24 protein-coding genes, 1 tRNA gene and 1 riboswitch are annotated in these 22,541 nt (G+C 36.0%); of the genes, 2 read left to right on the forward strand and 23 right to left on the reverse strand.

Annotation, left to right across the window (positions count from 1 at the left end; translation table 11 throughout):
- Positions 1–2 precede the first annotated feature (2 nt).
- Positions 3–707, reverse strand: a complete 705-nt coding sequence (gene dapD / locus FHL05_RS00265) for a 2,3,4,5-tetrahydropyridine-2,6-dicarboxylate N-acetyltransferase (protein ID WP_153385021.1) — start codon at positions 705–707, stop codon at positions 3–5.
- Positions 708–722: 15 nt separating this feature from the next.
- Positions 723–2,006, reverse strand: coding sequence for a diaminopimelate decarboxylase (lysA, locus tag FHL05_RS00270; RefSeq protein ID WP_153521758.1), 1,284 nt, complete (start codon positions 2,004–2,006; stop codon positions 723–725).
- A 78-nt stretch (positions 2,007–2,084) separates the two neighbouring features.
- A riboswitch (Lysine riboswitch) is annotated at positions 2,085–2,268 on the reverse strand.
- Positions 2,269–2,414: 146 nt separating this feature from the next.
- On the opposite strand from lysA, the gene FHL05_RS00275 reads away from it, so the two are divergent.
- Together FHL05_RS00275 and dapF are read left to right on the forward strand one after the other, a co-directional pair.
- Entirely contained in the window at positions 2,415–3,773 is a 1,359-nt protein-coding gene (locus tag FHL05_RS00275; RefSeq protein WP_153521760.1) for an aspartate kinase, read from the forward strand.
- A gap of 14 nt (positions 3,774–3,787) precedes the next feature.
- On the forward strand, positions 3,788–4,759 hold the full coding sequence (gene dapF / locus FHL05_RS00280) for a diaminopimelate epimerase (RefSeq protein WP_153385024.1): 972 nt from the start codon (positions 3,788–3,790) through the stop codon (positions 4,757–4,759).
- 52 nt (positions 4,760–4,811) lie between these two features.
- Here dapF and FHL05_RS00285 read toward each other — a convergent pair.
- From FHL05_RS00285 to FHL05_RS00385, 21 genes are all read right to left on the reverse strand, one after another.
- Positions 4,812–4,885: transfer RNA gene (locus tag FHL05_RS00285), tRNA-Arg, on the reverse strand.
- 1,199 nt (positions 4,886–6,084) lie between these two features.
- Positions 6,085–7,113, reverse strand: a complete 1,029-nt coding sequence (locus tag FHL05_RS00290; RefSeq protein WP_153385025.1) for a GH25 family lysozyme — start codon at positions 7,111–7,113, stop codon at positions 6,085–6,087.
- 1 nt (position 7,114) lies between these two features.
- A complete protein-coding gene (locus FHL05_RS00295) occupies positions 7,115–7,393 on the reverse strand; it encodes a phage holin (RefSeq protein WP_162000143.1) in 279 nt (92 codons plus the stop codon).
- Complete coding sequence (locus FHL05_RS00300; RefSeq protein ID WP_162000144.1) at positions 7,383–7,697, reverse strand: hypothetical protein; 315 nt, start codon at positions 7,695–7,697, stop codon at positions 7,383–7,385. The genes FHL05_RS00295 and FHL05_RS00300 overlap by 11 nt, the downstream gene beginning before the upstream one ends.
- A 40-nt stretch (positions 7,698–7,737) precedes the next feature.
- Complete coding sequence (locus tag FHL05_RS00305) at positions 7,738–7,878, reverse strand: XkdX family protein (RefSeq protein ID WP_153385028.1); 141 nt, start codon at positions 7,876–7,878, stop codon at positions 7,738–7,740.
- Positions 7,878–8,270: a hypothetical protein gene (locus tag FHL05_RS00310; protein ID WP_153385029.1), complete on the reverse strand. Its 393-nt coding sequence runs from the start codon at positions 8,268–8,270 to the stop codon at positions 7,878–7,880. The genes FHL05_RS00305 and FHL05_RS00310 overlap by 1 nt, the downstream gene beginning before the upstream one ends.
- Before the next feature lie 11 nt (positions 8,271–8,281).
- The gene (locus FHL05_RS00315) at positions 8,282–9,535 is read right to left on the reverse strand and encodes a hypothetical protein (RefSeq protein WP_153521762.1); all 1,254 of its coding nucleotides are present in this window, start codon (positions 9,533–9,535) and stop codon (positions 8,282–8,284) included.
- A gap of 14 nt (positions 9,536–9,549) precedes the next feature.
- Positions 9,550–9,840, reverse strand: coding sequence for a hypothetical protein (locus FHL05_RS00320; RefSeq protein WP_153385031.1), 291 nt, complete (start codon positions 9,838–9,840; stop codon positions 9,550–9,552).
- Positions 9,827–10,873: a BppU family phage baseplate upper protein gene (locus FHL05_RS00325; RefSeq protein WP_153385032.1), complete on the reverse strand. Its 1,047-nt coding sequence runs from the start codon at positions 10,871–10,873 to the stop codon at positions 9,827–9,829. Before FHL05_RS00325 ends, FHL05_RS00320 begins: the two co-directional genes overlap by 14 nt.
- The gene (locus FHL05_RS00330) at positions 10,874–11,593 is read right to left on the reverse strand and encodes a hypothetical protein (RefSeq protein ID WP_153385033.1); all 720 of its coding nucleotides are present in this window, start codon (positions 11,591–11,593) and stop codon (positions 10,874–10,876) included.
- Positions 11,593–13,377 (reverse strand): prophage endopeptidase tail family protein, encoded by a 1,785-nt coding sequence (locus tag FHL05_RS00335; protein WP_153521765.1) that lies wholly within the window; start codon positions 13,375–13,377, stop codon positions 11,593–11,595. Before FHL05_RS00335 ends, FHL05_RS00330 begins: the two co-directional genes overlap by 1 nt.
- Positions 13,377–14,300 carry a phage tail domain-containing protein gene (locus FHL05_RS00340; protein ID WP_153385035.1) on the reverse strand — a complete coding sequence of 308 codons (924 nt, stop codon included), beginning with the start codon at positions 14,298–14,300 and terminating at the stop codon, positions 13,377–13,379. The genes FHL05_RS00335 and FHL05_RS00340 overlap by 1 nt, the downstream gene beginning before the upstream one ends.
- Complete coding sequence (locus FHL05_RS00345; RefSeq protein WP_153521767.1) at positions 14,300–18,892, reverse strand: tape measure protein; 4,593 nt, start codon at positions 18,890–18,892, stop codon at positions 14,300–14,302. Before FHL05_RS00345 ends, FHL05_RS00340 begins: the two co-directional genes overlap by 1 nt.
- Complete coding sequence (locus FHL05_RS00350; protein ID WP_153385037.1) at positions 18,893–19,072, reverse strand: hypothetical protein; 180 nt, start codon at positions 19,070–19,072, stop codon at positions 18,893–18,895. It abuts the gene before it with no gap.
- Between the two features lie 164 nt (positions 19,073–19,236).
- Entirely contained in the window at positions 19,237–19,704 is a 468-nt protein-coding gene (locus tag FHL05_RS00355) for a hypothetical protein (RefSeq protein ID WP_153385038.1), read from the reverse strand.
- 71 nt (positions 19,705–19,775) lie between these two features.
- The gene (locus tag FHL05_RS00360) at positions 19,776–20,054 is read right to left on the reverse strand and encodes a hypothetical protein (protein ID WP_153385039.1); all 279 of its coding nucleotides are present in this window, start codon (positions 20,052–20,054) and stop codon (positions 19,776–19,778) included.
- Between the two features lie 26 nt (positions 20,055–20,080).
- Positions 20,081–20,869, reverse strand: a complete 789-nt coding sequence (locus FHL05_RS00365) for a hypothetical protein (RefSeq protein WP_153385040.1) — start codon at positions 20,867–20,869, stop codon at positions 20,081–20,083.
- A gap of 60 nt (positions 20,870–20,929) precedes the next feature.
- On the reverse strand, positions 20,930–21,334 hold the full coding sequence (locus FHL05_RS00370) for a hypothetical protein (protein ID WP_153385041.1): 405 nt from the start codon (positions 21,332–21,334) through the stop codon (positions 20,930–20,932).
- Between the two features lie 8 nt (positions 21,335–21,342).
- The gene (locus FHL05_RS00375; RefSeq protein WP_153385042.1) at positions 21,343–21,822 is read right to left on the reverse strand and encodes a hypothetical protein; all 480 of its coding nucleotides are present in this window, start codon (positions 21,820–21,822) and stop codon (positions 21,343–21,345) included.
- On the reverse strand, positions 21,822–22,121 hold the full coding sequence (locus FHL05_RS00380; RefSeq protein ID WP_153385043.1) for a hypothetical protein: 300 nt from the start codon (positions 22,119–22,121) through the stop codon (positions 21,822–21,824). Before FHL05_RS00380 ends, FHL05_RS00375 begins: the two co-directional genes overlap by 1 nt.
- A 20-nt stretch (positions 22,122–22,141) precedes the next feature.
- Positions 22,142–22,498, reverse strand: coding sequence for a phage head-tail connector protein (locus tag FHL05_RS00385; RefSeq protein WP_153385044.1), 357 nt, complete (start codon positions 22,496–22,498; stop codon positions 22,142–22,144).
- Positions 22,499–22,541 lie beyond the last annotated feature (43 nt).

Here is a 22,541-nt window from a genome sequence, read left to right on the forward strand (position 1 = left end):
GATTATAACTTCCTTAAAGTACTCTCTATTTTTGTCTTATCAGTTGTTTTTTGATCTTTTTCTTTAAGAATCTTAGCAGGAACACCAGCAACGACGGTTCCACTGGCAACATCTTTGGTAACGACGGAACCAGCACCGATAACAGCATCATCGCCAACTTGAATTCCCTCTAGAACAACTGCATTGGCACCAACTACAACATTGTTGCCGATTCTAACTGGTTGAGCTGAAGCTGGTTCAACGACACCGGCTAAAACGGCATTAGCACCAATATGTGAATTTGTTCCAACGATTGCACGACCACCGAGAACAGCTCCCATATCAATCATTGAGTCATTTCCAATTTCAGCACCGATATTGATAACAGCACCCATCATGATAACTGCTCCATCACCAATTTCAACTTGATCTCTAATGATTGCACCTGGTTCAATTCGTGCATTGATGTTCTTGATATCAAGCATCGGTACGGCTGAATTTTGGGCTATTGTTTCAACATAATAATCGGTTAATTTATTTTGCTCTAAAATAGGATAGATTTTTTTAAAATCACCAATAATAATTGCTAAATCATTGCTTTTAAAAACATTTACTTCTGAAGGAAAACTTATTTTAGTAACATCCCCTTGTAAATAAACTTTGACTGGGGTCGTTTTTTTTGAATTTCCAATAAAATTAATAATTTCTTCTGCACTCATTTTTGACATCTAATTTTCCTCCAATTAATAATCACAATCTAAACTAATTAAATCTTGATAAGTTTCGCGCTTAACCACTAACTTGGACTGACCATTTTCAACAAAGACAACTGCGGGTCTAGGATTGCGATTATAATTCATCGCCATTGAATATCCGTAAGCCCCAGTATCTAAAATTGCTAAGATATCGCCAGGTTTTGTCTTTGGCAAAGCTTGCTTATCAATTAAGATATCACCAGACTCACAATATTTGCCAGCGATATGAGCAGTTTCTACATCTTTTTCATCCATCTTATTGGCAACGACTGCTTCATATTTAGCTTGATATAAGGCTGGACGAATATTATCTCCCATGCCGCCGTCGACTGAGACATATGGTAGATGCTGAGGAACATCTTTTCTAGAGCCTATCGTATAAAGCGTGTAGCCACTAGCACCAACAATCGAGCGTCCAGGTTCAATCCAAATCTCTGGAACATTTTCATCAGATTTTTTTAATTCAGCAGCAATTTTAGAAATAAACTCTGAAGCTGAAATTGGGTCGTCATCTTGGTTGTAGCTGATTCCAAAACCACCGCCTAAGTTAATAACTTGAGGCCAATAATTAAATTCTTCCTTTAATTGTTTAGCGATTTCCATCATCTTCTTGGCCAACATAATGAAGCCTTCAGTACCAAAAATCTGTGAACCAATATGAGCATGGATTCCTAATAAATTCATCTGCTTATTATTTAAAACCGCCTTAGCAGCTTGACTAGCTTGACCAGATTCAACATCAAAGCCGAATTTACTATCGGTCTGACCAGTTTGATCGTATTTATGCGTGTGAGCTGAAATACCAGGGGTCAAACGCAGCATCACATTTACGGACGCATTATTACTTTGTAAAACATCTGACAATAATTCTATTTCGTGAAAGTTATCTAGAATAATTACACCGATATGATTTTTCACAGCCATTTCCAACTCGGCATAGGACTTATTGTTACCATGAAAACTTATCTTATCGCTTGGAAAGCCTGCTTCAAGAGCGGTGAATAACTCGCCTCCAGAAACTACATCGATATGAGCATTTTCCTGTTTCATAACTTGGTAAATGGCTTTAACTGCGAAAGCCTTGCTAGCATAGCTGATTTGATAATTTAAATCATTTTCTTCAAAAGCAGCTTTAAATTTTCTTATTTGGCTACGAATCATTTCAATATCAAATACATAAAGCGGCGTACCATATTTTTTGGCTAAGTCAACGCTATCCACGCCGCCAATAATCAAATGTCCATTTTTGCTGGTCAATTCATTTCTTATCATCTCAACTACTCCTTTTTACCAAATAAAAAAGGATCTCTTTGCATATAACAAAGAGATCCACACGATATCTGCATCAATTTTGTCATAAGCTCAACGTGACTGACAGTTTAGCCACGACAGTCCGTATTCTTTTGTTAATACGTCCCAGCTCGCTAAATTCTGTAAAATTTAGTGCTTCGGCAATCTTCCCTTTCAAATAAGTTCTTAGCTCTTACAGAAGCTCCCTCATTTACTGATGTTGATTGCGACCTCTTTTATTGGTATTAAGATTATAACAACACTCATTATTCGTCAAGCCAAATTAGTAATATTCTCATATTTCTAATATTTTAATTTTTTTTCTTGTCATGACAGCAAAAAATGGTACACTCATCATTAAAATCTATTTAATTTTTAGAGGTGTATTTTATGAAGGTCATCAAGTTTGGGGGCAGTTCTCTTGCAACCGGTGAACAATTTGACAAGGTCATTAAGATTATTAATGAAGATTTTGAAAGAAAAGTTATCGTTACATCGGCTCCAGGTAAACGCTTCGCAGGTGATACAAAAGTTACCGATCTTTTGATCGACTATGCAAAAACAGTTATCGCCCACGAAGATTATACAAACTATATAAAAGAAATTATCTCAAGATATCATGAAATCAGTGACCACTTTCAACTTGACGATAAAGTTATTCAGAAATTAAAGAAAAAACTGACTGACCTAGCAAAAGCCAAATATTCAGATGAAGAACACCTAATGGCCACATTTAAAGCTCACGGGGAATTTTTAAATGCCATTTTACTAAGTGAAATTTTAAATAAAGAAGGAATCAAAGCTAAATTTGTTGACCCTAAAGATGCAGGTATTATCGTTCATGGTCAACCTAATGACGCCGATATTTCACCAGAAACATATTTAAATCTAGACAAACTGTCTCTTCCTAAAGATAGTCGTTTAGTCTTTCCAGGCTTTTTCTGTTACAACCAAAAAGGAGAAATTTATACTTTCTCAAGGGGCGGCTCAGATATCACTGGAGCAATGCTCAGCAAAGGATTGCATGCCGATATGTACGAAAACTTCACTGATGTCGATGCAATTTATGCAGCCAATAACCACGTAGTTAAAAATCCCCAGGCAATCAAAAAAATGTCTTATCGAGAAATGCGTGAATTATCATATGCCGGCTTTTCGGTTTTCCAAGACGAAGCCATTATCCCAGCTATTCAAGGTCAGGTACCTGTTAACGTTAAAAATACTAACAATCCTGCAGCTGATGGTACCTTGATCGTTCCGGAACAATTTTTATTCAACCCATCCAATCAAATTACCGGAATCGCTTGTTCAAAAAGATTTTCAGCTTTATACTTACATCGTTATTTGCTAAATAAGGAAGTGGGCTTTACTCTTAAACTACTGAAAATTTTTTATAAGTACGGCATTTCTTATGAACACATGCCATCTGGAATTGACGATTTGACTGTCATTTTTGACCGGTCTAAGCTTAACAAGACTACCATTGAGCATTTATGTCACGATGTCAAAGAAGTCTTACAACCCGATTATTTGGAATGGATTGATGATTATGCAATTATTATGGTGGTAGGCGAAAGTATCGCTCATAATGTTAATACTCTTGGTGAAATCATTGATTCCTTAACTCAAAATAATATTGCAATTCATATGATTAACCAAGGCGCTTCACGGATTTCAATCATGATTGGTGTTCAAGAAGCTGATGCAGATGATGCTGTCAGACAGATTTATAAAACTTTTTTTAATTAACTGAGGTGATCAAATTGGTAAAACTACTCAAGGTCCATGGTTCTGAAAATAAATTTTTTATCCTCGACCAAACTTTACTGGAAAAAGCTTTGAATGATGAAGAACTAAAAAGATTAGCAATCAACTTGTGCCAGGATGTCTTAGATGGTGCTGATGGTCTTTTGGTAATCGACACTAGTGAAAATTGCTTAGGCAAAATGCGAGTTATTAATGCTGACGGCAGTGAAGCTAAGATGTGTGGCAATGGATTGAGGACTGTCAGTCGTTATCTTTGCGAAAAATATCACTTGGAAGATTTCAAAGTTGAAACGATGTCGGCAGATTTAAGCGTGTCTAAAGCTGACGATTTTTATGAAAACGTTCCAGCCTTTAGCGTTGAAATTTCGCCAATTAGTTTCCAAAAAGATACATTACCATTCGCCTATAAAGATTTAGATCAAATGATTGATGAACACGTACCAGAATTTCTACCTGACCAAAGTTTTTCTGCCGTTGCTGTTCCTAATCCGCACTTGATTAGCTTCGTTCCTGAAGTTAGTCAATTAGAATTGGGTGATTTGGGACAAAGATTGAATCGGAAAAATCCTTATTTCCCAGAAGGTGTCAACGTCAGTTTTGCACAGATTTTGAACACCAATAAATTATTTGTACAAACTTACGAACGTGGCGTTGGTTTTACTAATGCTTGTGGCACCGGGATGTCAGCAACTAGTTTGATGTTTGCAATGCTTCACTCTGACCAATTTGACCCTGAAAAAGATATTGAGGTTTATAATCCTGGTGGAATGGTCAAAACTCATATTACTTTGGAAAGTCAGCCAGAAAACAGTCAAATCAGATTGATCGGTAACGCTACCTTTACTCACGAATTGGAAGTTCCTGAAGATGAACTTCATCAAAATAAATTACAAACGATTCAAGTAACCATTACTGGCGAAGAAGATAATTATCGACAATTTGTTAACAGTATCAATAATAAAAATTAGATATAAAAAAAAGACTTTCGAGAACTTAATCTCAAAAGTCTTTTTTATTTGATGCGCCTAGTAGGAGTCGAACCTACAACCTTCTGATTCGTAGTCAGACACTCTATCCAATTGCGCTATAGGCGCATAGCACTAATAAATCAACAAAAATAATTATAGCATACACTCTGTATATATGTATATGTTTTAATAAAAAATATTAAATATATTACAAAGATAATTCAATTTGATTCTCATTGTGGTTCTAAACTATAAAAAATATCCTTATTTGCTCAAAGGAAACTGCTTACGAATTACAATGTATTAAATTATACCGTATCTTTATTACTGTAACAACATCAAAAGACATATTAACTTATTTTATAGAAATAGTAACTCACCATATTTATTGGAAAAATAATTTCTTTGTTACTAAATAACTATCTTTGTTCTTCAAAATGAAGTTGTTGAGAATATTTATTTGAATTTTTGGACGTAAAAAAACCTCCATTATTCAGGACTTACCTGCCACAAAAGTGGGAATGGAGGGATTGACTTCTACAAATGAAACTCTATCATGCATTCTGTTTTTTATCAAATTTTTCATATACATTTTTTGATTTTATGGCCGTATATTATATATATTTTACATTAGTTGTATTTAAAAAGTTTTCTTTCTATCCTGTATAATAATATTATTCTTCGTTTCATCACTAATCATCACTAATAACTATAGCAACTTTAAAATAAACAGAGTTGATCCAAGCTTTTATTTGGAAAAACTAAACTATTAAATAAAAAATATTTAATTTATAAAATAATACTGATAATAATCAAATGATTACTGCACAAAAATCCATATGGTGAAAGACCAAAACTATATGGTAACTAAATAATATGTTTTAATAAAAGTTTGTGAAATTAAAGGTAATAAAAAAGACTGCCATATCATTGATATAACAGTCTTTTTATATGTTCAGAAATTAAAATGAACAATCATGAATTTATCAAAGCGGAGAGTAAGGGTCTCCACAAGAAATGCCCAACGGCTTACTGCAACAACTAGTATAGCGTACTTTTATTCTCGTGACAACACCAATGACAACAAAAGGCTATTTTTTGTTTGTTTCTTCCTATTATATTGTGTTTTTCATTTTTCTAAGTGAAATATCTTAATTTCATTCATTCTAACATTTAGACTTCAATCAATCCATTATCATCTTTAACAAATAGATAATAAGTAGTTCCAAAATAAAAAAAGCTCTCACCCAATATTGAGTGAGAGCTAATTGTTCTGAATCTTGATTATTATTTACTTTATGCATTAGTGTATACATTAATTCTATCTAGCCTTTAAAACCAGATCCAGAAGTGTACTCGAACGGAATGTATTCATCCGTAGCTATTCTAGCCATCGGAATGCCGTTAATAATCTTGAATCCATCAATTTTAAAAGATTTGGTAGTGCTGACAGACGCATTCTGTACACGCTTTCCTTTCTTATTGAAGACCGGTGCCGGTGAATCATCAATATATTTAACGATAATAAAATCCTTAAAAGTCGTCTTTGAAAGAGGAACAAAAATATCAGTAGCGATTTGGTAATGTGGTTCACTATTGATCATGACAATATCTGAACTCTTCCAAGTTGATCCCACATTATACGTTTCAGGTCGTTCAATACCTAATCTATCCACTGGACGTGTTTGTTCAGTTAATTTGATAACATTTTCTACTTTAGGCTTTTGGGGTTCAACTTTAGGTTGCGTGGTTGCTTCAGTTTTAGCTGGCTGCTTATCAAAGATGCCCCAGTCATAACTCATGTCTTGAGAGCCACCGCCCCAGCTTGATGTGTACTGCCAAGCGACAATGTTACCTCTTGCTCCACAATCGCTTGATCCATAGCTAGCTACCCAAGTCGGGTACTTATTAGCATCAAGAATACCTTGGTTGAACCAACTAGCCATACTATATTGGAATACATTTGTATAACCTTGTGTTTCAAGGTAATTAATGAAAGTATCAACATAACTAGCAACTTTTGAAGTATTTAATGATGGATCCTCAACATCTACGCAAAGTGGAGTATCTTTTCCATATCCTAAATTAGTAACCGATTGTTCAAAGAATTTTGCTTCATTGATTGCATCAGTAACACTAATCGCTAGAAAATAATGGTAAAATCCAACATTCATACCAGACTTGATAGCATTTCTTGTTTGATTTAATGCTTTAGGGTTTAGATAATTTGAACCATTAGCACTACCTTGAGTTGTTTTGATCAAAACACTTTGAACACCGGCACTAATAAAATTCTGAAAAAATGCTAAATCGTCTCTTTGATAACTTGATATATCAGCAAAATATTTAGTCATGTTAGTTCCTCCTCAGATTAGTAGAATTTGAATATGTTGGTGTTTGTACTTCTGTGGGAGTATTACTATCCGTATTACCTTTTGATGTGTCGGTAATCAAACCAAGAGAACCACCAATTAATAAAATGGTATTAACTATTCCCATAATTTGATTGATTTGTTCAGATGTAATTTCCCAACCAAACAAATGACCAATTTGCTGGCCAAATACTAAAATTAAAGAAATTAACGATACCCACCACGCCTTTGAATGAATATCTAATGTTAACTTATTTTTCATAGTTATCTTTTTCCTTTCTATTAAATAATGTTTTGATTTCTTCATTATCTCGAGTCAATTTCAATTCATGCTCTTCTAGCTTTTTATCAAGTTTTTCGAAATGATCTTTAAATTCTCTATGTTCTTCTTTTGAAGAGTTTTTAAAGTCTTGAACCGTATTTGCTAAATTATTAATCGAATCTTGAAGGGGCCTAGTTATGAAATGATTGACTAGCCAAATAAACCACCCACCAAATCCAGTTATTAAAAGGAATATACTTCCAAGTTCTGAAAGTGAGTAGCCCAGGAATGCATGTGGTGGCATAGTTCGCCTTCTTTCTTTTATATCAAAAAAAGAGCAGCCATTAGGCTGCTCCCTTCTTATAATCTTCACCAGTGATTTCCTTGTATTGATCAGCATCAATATTTCCTATCCCAACAAAATCAGCTACATCTTTATTTCGATATCCACCAATTGAATACATAAATTTAATAAAATCAAACATTATTTAGTACCTCCGTCATCTGTATTTGAACTTGACTGTGCAGTAGCTAACAAAGGAGCAACTAATTTCCCAAATTGTGCTAATCCTGCAACAGCGTTATCTGCTTTTTTATCCGCACCTTGTGCTGCTGCCAAAGCAGTGCCTACATTTTTTCCTAATAATGCATCAGCCTGTGTTTTTTCTTCATCTGGTGTCATACCGGTTGAAATATGAACTAAAGTATTATCTGTTTCTCTGACCGTCCAAAGTTCTTTATTCTCAATAGAAAAGGCTGGATCACTTTCAATTAGTAACCAGCCTTTAATTTTGGATTGAGTTTCCGCAGCAGAATCATTCGTATTATTGATACCAATAATATTTCTATTAGTATCTAGTTTAATTGATATTTTCATTTTTACCTCCTCTAGTTTTTGTAAGGCGTTATTTTTGTGACCAAAAATGTGTAATTAACCTTTCCATATGAAGAATCGTTTAAATTATTAAAACTGCTTTGTGACGTTTTAACAGCAATATTAACGGTAATCGCATTTTTTAATATTTTTATAGTATTAGCTGAATATCCCAAAAATTGAAGATACCCAGGAGTTTGATAAATAGGATTTTTAACTGCTAAAACTGTTGGTGTTAATTTATCAAATCCATTAAACTCAAAATTTTCTATTAATTTTGCTTTAGGTACTTTAATACTAGTTGGCACTCCAATATCTGTAAGATTATAAGAAACTTCTTTTCTATCCTTATCTACAATATTTGTATGAAGTAAAGGATCAAATGTTATTTCTAACCCATCCATAACATTATCAAAGAATTCATTGGCTCCACTTAATGCAATTTCGCCACTTGCAGATCCACTAAACAAATTAACCGATGGAGGCAATTGAGCTATCGGATCTTGAATCGAATAGTTATTAATATAATCCAATACAAAAGTATAGAAAGCTCCATTAGTTTTAACGGTACCAGTATCATCTTTAGTACCAGTATCATCTTTAGTACCAGCGTCTAAATCATGTCCTTCCGTTGGCAAAACAGTCAGTGTTTTATCTTGATTAAAAGTAAATGAAATTGTTGGTGAAACATGGTCTACTATATTATCTAATCCTTCCCCAACACCATTCAAAGTTATGGTCACCTTCTTAGCAGTAGGAAGCTTATCTCTACTGATAGAGAAAGGTATAGGACTGGTCGTTGTATAGTAATCATTCTTTTTAACATTTTTAGGGTCGAAATTTAATGGAACTATATCAGCATCAGCCTTGACACCATCAGTAACTTTAATTCGTTGCATGTGACCCCAAAATTGTAATCCATCACCGACCTGGTTCAGATTCAATCCGACATCATTCATGAAAGTAATATTAGTTGCTTCAGTAGTTGAAGTGGTACCTGACCATTCTAATCTACGACTTGTTATTGAGCCATCATCTAATGAACCAGGAATAATATTAACTCCGTCTGAAGTATCTGTACCATCATCAGGGGTTATATCTCCACCTGAAAAACTAGAACCACCAGCAACGATATCTCTTAAATCTAAAAGATTATCATCCCCAGTGGGTTTTACGGTTTTAGCATTACCATCTTTATCTTTAACCTTTGCACCCATAACAGCCTGTGCAACAAGACCGGCGACTTCGGTTAATTTATTTGTTGCCATTTATATCCCTCCTCTTAATTAGTTGAAGCTGCAGCATCAGAATCGAGTGCAGCAGTCATAGTTTCGATTTTTTTCAAAATGTCTGGATCCTCAATCTTATCCGAGGTATCAATTTTATCGATTTGTTTTTGAATAACACTTTGAGCAGAGTCTGCTGCTAGAAAGGCATTGGTTCCATCAATTTTGCTATCTTTTGGATCAAGTGGTGCAGTCGAATATTCACCTTGAGCATTTTTATATTTGATACCAATTGGCATCTTAGTTACCAATACTGCAACTTTCTCTAAATCATTATTTGCCGCCATTTGAATCATCTCCACTATCAGAATCTAATGCTTTACTCATAGCATCAATTTTTTCTTCAATTTTAGGATCTAAAATCACATCATTCATATTCAAAACAATATCCCCCGTATTAATCCCAAGTTGAACATCTGAATAGAGTCCATCATGAGTTACTATATTTGAACCTTTGATTTGCTCAGTTAATCCATCCATTCGAGTCTGAGCATCATCAACAGATTTATTCAAAGTAACAATTTTCTCCTTGTTCTCTGCTACATAGCCGTCAATTTTATCGTTGCCGGTTTTTAAATTTTCATCTAACTCATCAGAAATTTCTTGCATCTTTTGACGAACCGATGCCAAATTATCCGCAATGATTGCAGCATATGAATTAAGAAGGTAATTTAATTGATGATCGGCTGAAAGTTGCATTTCTTTGATATGGAACAAAGCTCTTTGATATTCAGACACATAAAAAGCCATTGCCCGTGGATAAGCCACATCGTTAGCAATGACATTTAGTGAGAAATCTAAAGTCGTGTAAATCTTAGTTCTGTCTGGAGATTCAATTACAAAGTGACAATTCTTATAATATCCAGGTGTTTGAGCCACTTCAGCCGGTGGTGACCAAATGATTTGACCAAGTTTAGCTTGAACACGATTGAATCCCTCATCATCATATATTTCAGCTCCAGCATGGTCATTACCTTCAAATCGAATCAAACAATTTGTCATGTCCACAGGGCCGTTTTTAGTCAAAAATAGTATTGGTGATTTAAGCATCCCTGATTGGCCTTGACGGATACTGATTTCTTGAAAGATTCGTTTATTGGTTAGTGTATCAACCACACCTTGAGGCAGATTATGAATATGTTCATCGTCTGTATCTTCGTGTGGAAGATAGAATGTCTTAGAACCATCTAGGTAGAAAATCATTGGTTGTTCTAGTGGAATGTCAGTTTTTAGAGTACTGTATTGACTTCCAACAGGAATATGTAATTCAGGGATATTGGCTTCCTGATTAGTTGGATCCGTATTAGCTGTATCTGCCATCTAATCTTTCTCCTTTTCTAAATTTTGTTTAAGTGAATCAATCTTATCCTCGATATTTGCATCTTGAATTTCATCGTTAATATCTACTTGTTTATCTCCTGTGTATGAAGGTGGAAATACACTATTAAGACTGCTGCTATCTGGCTTGTATTCAACAGCATTGTTCAGGTTGTTGATTTGTTGTTGAAGATACTTCAATTTCCCATCTACTTCAGACTTAGAATAATATCTTTCATCGATTAATTTAGAAATTGACTGAGTTAATTCAGATAATTGTTCATCAGTTAATTGTTTGAAAAATTTAATAATTGAATTTTCGTTATCGGATTGAATTGCCTGATTCTTTAGCAATAAATTAATTGCCTTTTCGACTGTCTCAATGTTGTAGCTGTTTGAATGAAACATCGAAGGCCCTACTAATTCTTGAGTTAGTCGGTCTAAATGAACTTGATTGCCGTCAAATCCGGTAATGTTTTGTAGATTTGGAAATTTCAATACTTGCTTCAAATCAATCAATTTGTAATGCTTTACTACTGTTCTACCAGCTTGATCATTACCAATAACTTCAGTAATTTGATTATTAGCCTGATCGATGTAAGTAGTGCCAGTCTTAGATGTTGGCGTTATTTGATTGTTAGGCAGTCTACCATACTCAATCAATTGGACATCCTGATGTAAGTCTGGAGAATAAAATTGACTTGTTCCATCATATCCTTGCATTAACTCCCCTCCTGACTTTCTAATTTTCTTATTTTTGCTGATAATTTTTGAACTTCTTTAGTAAGAAGCTTATTATTTCTGTTTGATAATCGTATCTTGTCCGACATGTCATAATTGATATTGGTTCTGGACACTGTTGAATTATCCAGAGTCAATGTCATAGGTGAATCGTTTGTTAAAGGATTACCGCTCACACCATTCAAAGTAATCATTGTTTGAATTCCTAAAGGCTCTGCATTCAAATAGCTTGTGTCACCTAATTTCAACGTATCATCTTGAAAACTCACGTTGATTGTTAGTTCAACAATTGGCTCCGTCTGCATAACTGAATCAGCATATTTTTTCATCGCAGCTGCATCTTTAATTTGGTCATTAGTAATATCTTCACCGATTATCAAACCGTGTTTAGCACTAGATTTAGCGTTGTAGTAAAAAAACGGCTCGAAGTAGTATTTAACTTCGTCTGTTTCTGTCTTAGCTGTGTCATCCGTTGCAGTTTCTACTGCAGTCGGTTCAACATCAGTATCACCATCGAAATTGATATCATCGGCACATACCCATTCATTTGTAGCAACCTGGTACCAAGTTTTCCCACCGTATCCATCTGATACAGTTCCATTGATTTTCCACTGTGTACCATTGTCCAAAACTCTACCAGTAATCTCATGTTGTCCGGAATATGGGGAATCATATATCTTAGCTGAGGTTGGTGCTGTGGTAGTTTCATCATCCCCACTGCCAGTTGTTATGTCAGCGGCTTTGATAGTACCTTGCCCCCAAGTTTGCTCAACAACATGGCTTTCTGGTTTGATATCGTCAGACTTATTAAAAGGCATATATTTCGAATTGATCCATGCATTAATTCCAACCCGATACCAAATTACGCCATCAATAGAAACCTGTTCATCAACTGCCCATTTAGAGCCGTTTGGCAGTTTTTGACCTGTTAAAGAGCTATTTCCAACTGGTGAACTATAAACGGGAGCACCGCCATCTTCCATCGTTGAGATAGTCCCTCTGGCGTTACCGGTTGAGGTAGCTGCTGAAGTACTTCCACCACCGCTAGTAGTACCCGTGGAATCAGATGAGGCACCACCATCAGCGGTAGTGTTATGTTCATCATCAACCGTAGCACCGTAAAGCATGGCACCATTAACAATTGAAGTAGAATCAACAGATAATTCGATGTCATTCGTGTTATGCGACCAAATATATTGTTTATTATTAATATTCTTATAACTATTGCTATCAAAAATCATGACTGTTTTACCGTCCGGATACCACTTGGCACCATAAGAATCGACAGCCTTCTGAACTGCATCAAGTCCGGAACAATTACCCCAATCGGTGATATCAACATTGTTGAAGTTACCATTGATTTGATAGGTAAAACCGTTTGTATTGTACTGACTACCAAAGATAAAACTCAGCATTGAATCAATAGAATAGCTTTGACTTCCCTTATTGACCTTGAATTGTCTGAAATTCTGAATATTGAAGATCTCATGTGTGGCAGTGACATCTTTAGTAACAAGGTCATCAATGTATTTAGGTACACTCTGCTTGATTTGATAGCGTTGGCCATCAAATACGATATACGTATCATTTTCCAACATATCGAAAGACACGCCGTCATGATCATTAAGATAGGCAGTGAAAGACACTTGAAAACTAGAACTCACTTGCCAATCGACTTGAAAAGAATCTTCATTTAGACACGTCAACCATTCTTCTTTCTGGCCATCAAATGATTGAATGTAAATTTTGTGTCCGTTAAAAGCCATTAGAAATAAATGAAGTAAAACTCAAAAGAGATATCTGAATTTGATAGGCCAGAAATTTCAAACTCGTTATCGCCTTTTGCAAGTGAAATTGTTCCATGATTGCTGTTAATCCCATCGGGTTGGCCATTAATATATGGATTAACACCATTAAGAATCAATTCATCATTTGTACTTAAAACTCGATTATAGGTAAATACTTCTCCTGTAGTCTTATTGGTAAGGGTTGGCGAACCAACGCCTGTAATGTGAATTTTTAGTACGTGATCTTGCCCTAATGGGTCAATTATCACAGAACTAGGATTATAAATAGAAAACTTCTTTTCTTTGGACTCGAAGGAAATATCTTTATTAGGTATTCCCATGCCAAATGAAAAGAAGTTTTTATTTTTAAATATTTCTAGTGACGTTCCAACACTCTCACGCATTCCAGTGTAATTATTAAATGTAATAATCAAGCTGGCTTGATGTTCATTGAAATACGTTGGAGCAAATACTTTAGTTTTAACCCGATATTTGAAAGTCGGTTCGTTTCCGAATACAATCCAAAAGCCACTGCGAGTCATAAAGAAATTATGCAATTCAGAATATAACATTCTGAATTCTGTTTCATTTTCTCCATCTACCATCCAGGTAGAATTGATATCTCTACTATCAAAATTAGATGATGTTAAATGTTGACCATCTCTAGTATTAATTTTCTGGAAGTTATCAATAGGATTTGCTTGAGCAACATCCCAATCATAGCAATGAACCCCAAACAAATCTTGAACGTCATAATATGATTTCCAATTGACACCGTCACTACTAATGGCCACTTCAATTGGATCTTCAGGTAAAGATGATAGACTATCTCGCCCATGGCTGAATCCGTATGCATGTGGCTTTGGATTAGTCAATTCATCCTTAAATACTTGATTTGTCATTATTGTCTCATCCCTCTCTGATAAGCATAAATATCAGTGTCACGTCTGTTTTGTCGATTTAAGTTGCTTGAAGTTCTTGCAATATTGACTTCTGGTTGGAAGTCCTTTCCATTGATTGAACCAAGCAAATTGATAACACTATCCAGCTTTCTACCAATGTCTGAAGAAATATTACTTGTTATGTTTGATGACATTCTAAATTCTGGATGGAAGTCTGCCATTCTACCAATCAAATCGCCAAGAAGTGGAATGGCGGAAGGTTTAGATGGATTAATAGCAAACTCATCACCATCTTCACCGATAATGGCACTTGTAGCATTAAATACATGACCACCGTTGGCCATTAATCTTGGACCACTAGGTCCTGAAGCTTGCCCACGCCATTCGCCATATTTTCCGTTATATCCCATACCCATATCGCTGCGCCAAGTTGCATCATTAAATAACGCAATCAATTGATCAAAGGCACTGTGAATATTGGTATGTCCTGGCATTGCATAATGCATAAATGTTGGCTCAATATATTGCAAAATACCAGTAGATGGGTGTCCGGCCTTGGCATTACTATCCCAATTATTTGTGATATTAGGATCACCACCGGACTCATTAGCAATAATTCTTTCAATCATATCGACATTAAAATCAGTAATTGATTGATGCATATAAGCAGCAGCAGCTTTAATCATTGGACCATATGCAGTGGCTGGCATTTTACCAGAAACTGTGACTGATTGAAGTTGTTTCTTAAAACTTTCAGCCAAGCTCTTAACCCTATCGGCGACAGCTTTAACAATTCCATGACCAGTAGCAGGTCCCATTTTGCTTGAAAATTCTTCTTTAGCAAATTTACCATTTGTGACTGATTCGAATGCCTTAGATAAATTCCCAACAGGGTCTTTAATAAAGTCCTTAGCAAATTTAATACCTTTTTCGATATCTCCACCAATTTCTTTCATCTTAGAAGATACCCAAGAGCCTACGCCACTAGCCGCATCAGATATTCCGCTTTTGGCCATATCAAAGAAGTTAGATAAACTATCTCCAATACCATTTTCGTAGTGAGGAATTAAACCAGTTTCGACATATGGTCTTGCTGCTTGAGCAGGTAAAACTGATGAACCTTGTGGCAATGGCAATACAACATTTCTTTGTTGAGGCGAGAACATATGTCCATTTGGTAATTTAACAATTTCACGATAAACACTTGAGTGAGCATCATTAATCTTTGCTAATCCACCTCTATGGTAATTAGATCCAGTTTCAAGAGTCTTGATTTTTCCTAAGCTCTTTCCACCGAACATCTTGATAACACCGTTGATAGCTCCAATACCTGAATTAACGATTCCAATGATTCCATTCCAGGCATTTTTAGCAATATCCTTTAATCCATCAAAAATATTTTTGAATGTGTCAGATATTCCTTTCCAGACTGAGTGCCAAGCTGATTTGAAGTTAGAACTAAAGTCAGACCACCATGATTTCATACCACTTGAAAAATTGCTATACCATTTAGATAATCCACTAAACTTTTTGCTAAAGTAAGAACCTACGCCAGACCAAATTGAGTTCCAAGATTTTGAAAATCCAGAGCTAAATCCTGACCACCAGTCGTTCATGCCAGAACTCCAAGAACCTGCATTCTTTTGAGCTTCATTGAATTTCTCTTTTAAATCCTTAGCCCATTTAGACTTTTTGACTGACTTAGACATGTTAGACATCTGTTTGCCAACATCATCTGATGATTTCTGAATAGACTTAGACATGTCTGACATAGTATTAGACATATCCTTGGAGAATTTCTTCATATCTATAGCTTTAGAAATTTTCTTCCAAGATTTTTGCCAGTTTTTAGCTATTGGATTAAAGATTTTACCGAGCCATTTTGTTAACCCATTCCAATCTTTCTTAATTGATTTAACCAATGAAGAAATCGATTTTTTAATTGGCTTAACAAGTGGTTTAGTTATCTTTACACCAATACCGACAGGAAAAGCTAACGCATAAAGCGCTAACTTGCCAAAGCCTTTCATTCCTTTAACGATGCCTTTAGAGATGCCACCGCCAATTTTTCCAGCTTTTTTATTAAAGGATTTGAAGCCCTTTTGAACATTCTTTATTGCATTAGATGCCCACTTTCGGAAATCTTTACCGACTTTGGTATCCTTTAAAATAAAGGCACCAATACCTAAAAACGGGTTGGCCAAAGTAAGAAGTATTTCTTTTTTATGCTTACCCATCCAAGTAGCGATACCCTTTGTCCAATTAACAACAGCATCGCCAGCTTTTCTTGAATAATAGCCAGCCTTCTGGATAATTCCCTTTGGTGGTTTTGCACCACGGCCTTTTTTATTCCATCCGTCAGTGAAGTTTTTAGCAGCTTTACCACCGAGCTTTCCAAGCATACGACCTAATGTAGCACCGATAGCTTCACCAGCTGGACCACCAAGCATGAAACCTATTCCACCACCGATTGCTCCACCGGCAGCTTTACCAAATCCTTCAAATTTTTTCTCTGGATTCTTGGCTTTTAATGCACCGACTACATCCATAGTAGCAACACCAGCAACAGCGGCAGTCGTTACCCCTGTACCAATCTTTGCGCCTTTTGTCATATTACCGGCACTAACTTTTGAGAATTTACCGCCTTGAGTCACTTTACCTAATAAATCTTTTAGTCCTAATAACTGTTTCTTTGTTGCTGCAATTCCTTCAGTACCGAATCTGAATACTTTCTTTTCATTTTTACCTGAACCAACAACTTTTGTAAGAAGTCCGCCACCTTTTGACTGCATACCTGCCAATTTTAGTAGTGGATCAAATGCACCCTTGGCCATCTTGAATGTTTTCATTGCTACCAGATAACCGGCAATAGCCTTGATGACCGTTTTGTGTTTTGCAATACCCTTCAAGGCATCAGCAACTGCATGTAATGGATCACTTGCATCTTTTGAGCTGTCTTTCATCAGTCCCAAACTACTACCAATAGTGGTAATGATGGAGCCGACATCTTTCCAGATAGCATTGAGAAATACTTTTAGGATTTCATTTAGACTACCGCCAACTGTCTTCAAGTCTTTAGCATGGGCAGTTATGTATCCAAAAAATACTTTGAATCCTTTATTGACCGAATCAATACCTCTATTTAAATTGGCAGCAAAGTCCTTTTGTCCACCTGTACCACCTGAGAGAGCACTCATAGCATCAGACATCCCATTAGAGATAGTTTTACCTAAGTCGCTAAATTTGTCCTTAGTGCGTTTATCTGCTACCCAATCAGATACAGTCTTGTAAATTGGGTTTTGAGCATTGAGAAATGGTTCAGTGAACGCTGATAACAAAACAGGAACTTGACTTTGGATAGTACGTTTCATTCCGGCTATTGTGGCACCAAAATTCTTAGTAGCCTTGCCGTACTTGGTTGCAGTATCTTCCAATACCTTATCCATGGTATCTGATGAAACCTTACCGGCTGAGATCATGTCGTTCAGCTGTTTCATCGTTAGATTCTTGTTACCAGTCATCTTCTGCTCGGTCTTGAGCAGTTCAATTCTCAACTTAGGAAAGACATTGACGAACGACATCATATCTTGAGCGGATACTTTCCCATTGGCAACCATTTGTCCCCACTGAGTTCCGAAGTTCTCAACTTCATCATCAGTTTTACCGAATGCATCCTGTAGTGTTAATACTGAAGTTGTTAATTTCTTAGTAGTTTCAGCACTATCATTGACTGAATAGAACTTTTGATTTAACTGGTCAACCATATGAGTAGAGTTATTAGCAGCTATAGCCATCTTGTTGGTCATATCTACCATTTTTTGACCATCTTTGGCGCTACCGGTTAAAGTCTTCCAAGTGGCATTCATGGTTTGCTGTGCATTGGCGTATTCCATAGCTGCTGAAGTTGCTGACTTCAAACCGCCAGCAATGGACATAAGTCCCGTGGTCATTATAGATCCAACAAAACTACCTGCCAGAATTGATTTAAATTGGCTTGTTTTCTCTTTAGCCTTATCAATATGATTGCTGAAGTTAACTAGTGCACTATTACCACCATTAACATCAGCATCGACTTTGGTATTAAGATGCTTAGGAATCTTCTCAGTTTCACGAAGGAAATCCTCAATATCGTGCGTATCAGCTATCGCATCGAGCTTTGTACGGGCTTCTTTAGGTACCTTTTGATAGTACTGCTCAAAAGTAGTAAATCCTTCACGCTCAGCAATTGCCCTTAATTTGGATTGTTGGGTACGTGGCAGACTATTCAAGTCGTTCTTAAATGCCTGGAATCCACCTTTTTCAACGTTAGCTTTTAATTGAGTGTACTTATCTTGGGGAACAGTCTTCATGTAACCTTCAAACGTATCAAAACCGTTCTTTTCAGCCATCGCCTTTAGAGTTGTTCGAACATCTTTAGGCAATCCTTGAAGTTTTTGTCCAAACGAAGTAATGCCTTGGTCTTCAGGAGTGGCGCCAAGTTTTACTTTCTTATCCTTGATACCGTCAATAGCCTCTTTGACCTTGTTAGCTATTGAGGTTAATTGATCAGTACCTTTGAAATTAATAATCTTATTAACAACTATGTCATACATCTATTCTCGCCCCCTTTGCATAACCAATTCGTAGAATGCCTTTGCGTCCATCTGCTTTCTTTCGGAATCGTCGGATTCTTTACCAAACTTCTCCGCATAATCTTTAATCTGACTCAATACCGTATCTATTTGCTGACTTTGACCTTGAATATCGTCAATTAGACCAACTGGCCGAACCATTGAATTGGATACACGCTGATTAGTTAAATTGTCGTATTGAGCTAGTAAAGCACCTCTACATAGGTCATCAAATTCATTAGGAGTGAGCTTCCAAAAATCATCAATGTTGGTAATTCCGATTATTCTTCTAGCCCTGGTAATTTGCTCATCTAAGTCAAACTCATTTACTTCTTCATGACTTTCATTCTGTTCTCTGCGTTCTTCATCTGTTCTTCTGCTTGATTGATTTGAATTTGAGTCGTTTCTTCGTCTTCTGGCTTGAGTGAGTCGATTTCTAAGGTCGCCTTCATACTGTCGATCACATGATTCCCGTATTTCTTGTAGGCTTCTACCTTTGATTTTAAAAAACCTGATGTGGCAAGGCCCTTAAGGATTTCATCCGTTGTTTTACGAATATCGTCAAAAGCACCTTCATTGTCCAATTGATCAACAATTGCATCTTCTCCAAGGTCACCACCAGCCGCTGCTTTAAAGAAGTCAATGATTGTATCAGGATCATCAATAAAGAGTCCATCTAGAAAATCATAAAAATTAGTAGTTCGCTTATCTTTATCAGCACCAGCAATATTCTTGTAAAGTCTGTAATTATACGATGGTTCGACATCTTTATTTTTGATTTTTAGAGTTAGCATTTTTAAATCTCCTAAAATGAATTTGATTCCAACCACCACCACTCAAGAAAGTGAGAATGCTTTTAAGTTAGCTAGTCAGCTGAGACATTTGCCCCGTCACTTGTGGCGTCTGCTTTCACGTCTGCTGGCTTGTCTGGAGCCTTTTCAACTGTAAAGCCTGGAACGTCTACCTTTTCTGATTCAAGTCCGGTTGTTGCATCCTTGAAAGAAATTTTATAATCACCATCTGCAACAGTTGTGCCACCGGTTAGGCCAGTGATTACAGTAGATAAATCACCTTTAGTTCCTTCAACAACTTTTTTGCCAGTCTTGTCGTAAATAATTTCTATTTGATTAGTTCTGTCTGCCATATTTGAATACTTCCTTTAATTATTTTTTAGCTAGATGAAACATCTGCACCTGTCCCGGTTGCCTCAGATTGAACATTTTGCGGTTCTTCTGGAGCTTTTTCACTGCCAGTATCATCGTCAACAGGCTTGTAAGCTGGTCCCATCACATCTTCACCGGTAGTTGTGTCTTGAACCTCAATAGTGTCATCGTCAACAGTGTTATCAACGAAGTCACCATTATCATCAACACCCAAATCAGTACCATGTGAGAAGTTATAGAACTTGGCTAGGTCATCCAAAATACCATCATCAAGATCTTCTTCATCAAGCTCGAATGCATTTTCATCTGAATTGATTGCACGTTCCATACCATTGACTTCGAATTGGAGATTGGATGTCATTGTTCCACCCAATGCTTCTGTGTTAGGAAGGTTGGGAACAAAACTTTGTGAGAATTGTGCTTGAATCTTACGATGCGGCTTAGTACCGTGCATTGTGTTTAGATCCATTCTCCATAGACCAATTAATTCACCCTTTTCCCAGGCTGCATATAAGTCCCAATACAAATCTTTCTTGTTCTTTTCCGGAGCAGAAAAGATTACATCTACAGTACGTTGTTGGTTGATTGAGCCGACACCTTTAATATTGGCCCTCTTAGTTGCTGTAGATTGTAATGTACGTGTATTAGTTCCTGATGTGGCACCCTGGAGTCCTAAAATATGAATCTTATTTGTTAGTGGTTCGTGCTTGATACGTTTGTAAAGATAAATAATGTTATCGGCATCACGGCCACGAACTTCAGCTTTAAACTTGTTGGATACTGCTGTATCTACCATTTCAATTCCTCTTTTCTAATAATTTACATAAAAAAAGACACCCATTTTATAAATGAATGTCTAAATAATTAATTTTTCTGTAATGTGATAATCAAATGTAATTGTTACATGTCTCAGCGATTTAGAAGTTGAATTATCAATTGTTTCTGATGATTGATTAAACGCATAAGATTGGCAATTGTAATTGGACAATCTCAAATACTTGAGATACTCACGGATACTAAATAATGTATCCATCATCAAGCCATGATCGTTATCAACATCATCAAAGTAGTCAACATAAAGCGTATATGTAGAACGCTGTTCATTCTTAGCACGCTCTGCATCAATATTTTGACCACTTGAAACAATAATTTGAGGATATTCATTACTGTCAACTGCATCTAAATCTAATATATGTATATCCGTAATAATCTCTAACGTTCTGATTGCTGATTGCAACATGTCATGTTGTGGTGAAATCAATTAATCACCTACTTTATCGATTTTTTAATAATCTCATCTGAGTACTTATCTACATCTAAATTCATCCCTGAATCATGCATAACGTGATGGGCAGGGTAATTTTTATTCTTCAAACCATATTCGAAGGCCTGGATATACTCATATCCTTCTTTAGATTCAGCATTAGCATAGATATCCGACTTCATACCGTCTTTGCTTGGATGCTTGACCACTGACTTCCACAAATTACCATGTCCTACATAGCCAGATTTTGAATGATATTGGCGCTCTTTGATTAACTTTTGAGCACCGTCAACTTCATCATTAGCAATCCTATCAACGGCCTTAGGCACATTGACTTTGAGTCGCGCTTTATCTTTAAGTACCATCTCTGCCAAATCAGAATTGCCAGATTGTTTTAGTGATCTAGCCATAGCAATTAGTGGATCGCTAAAATTATCCTTAGCTTGAACTCTGACTACCGGTACATGCTCATTATTCCAAGCCATTAGCTTTTCACCTCGGTATCACCACAATAAATGTCAGTTTTAAAATGATGTTTTCTAATTTGTGCAATTTGTAAAACATGTGAATTATTTTCTTGATAATCCTCAATAAAAGCTATCTTATCAGCGTTATAAATACCTTCTAATCTGATTACATATGAATGGTTGTATTGCCTTCCAATAGCATTATTTTGAGACTGTGAGCCATTCAATTCAGTAACTCTTGCACCTCTTACAATTTGTTCATTATAAACTACTCGATGATCTAGGATATCGGTATTCCTTTTATTTGATTTAGTCAATAAAACTACATCTCTTATAATCAATCGAACGTCACTATCCTCCCACGGTTATCACTACCCTTTAGATTGTCTAAATATCTGTTTAATTGAGGATAGAACTGTTCAATATCATTGCTGTTATAAGAATAAGATAGACCTTCTTCACTAGAAGATTTCGTACCTTCTGAACCAGCTTTAGTGAACTTAGCCTCGGCCATTTGAGTAATGATACCTTTCAAAACGTCTGGCAGAGTATCTCGTCCAATATACAATTCAACTTCTTGCATAGCTTGATTGATATATATTTTAAAGATATCGTCCATTTCATCATTCTTGATATGCTTTAAAGTTTTGAAATCTTTAAGGATTGAATCTTCAATTTTAACTTCATCAGCCATTAAATCACCCCCTACTCAGCTGAAATAATGGCACCATCTGTAG

The sequence above is a fragment of the Companilactobacillus halodurans genome (assembly GCF_009600995.1).
GTDB classification, from domain to species: domain Bacteria; phylum Bacillota; class Bacilli; order Lactobacillales; family Lactobacillaceae; genus Companilactobacillus; species Companilactobacillus halodurans.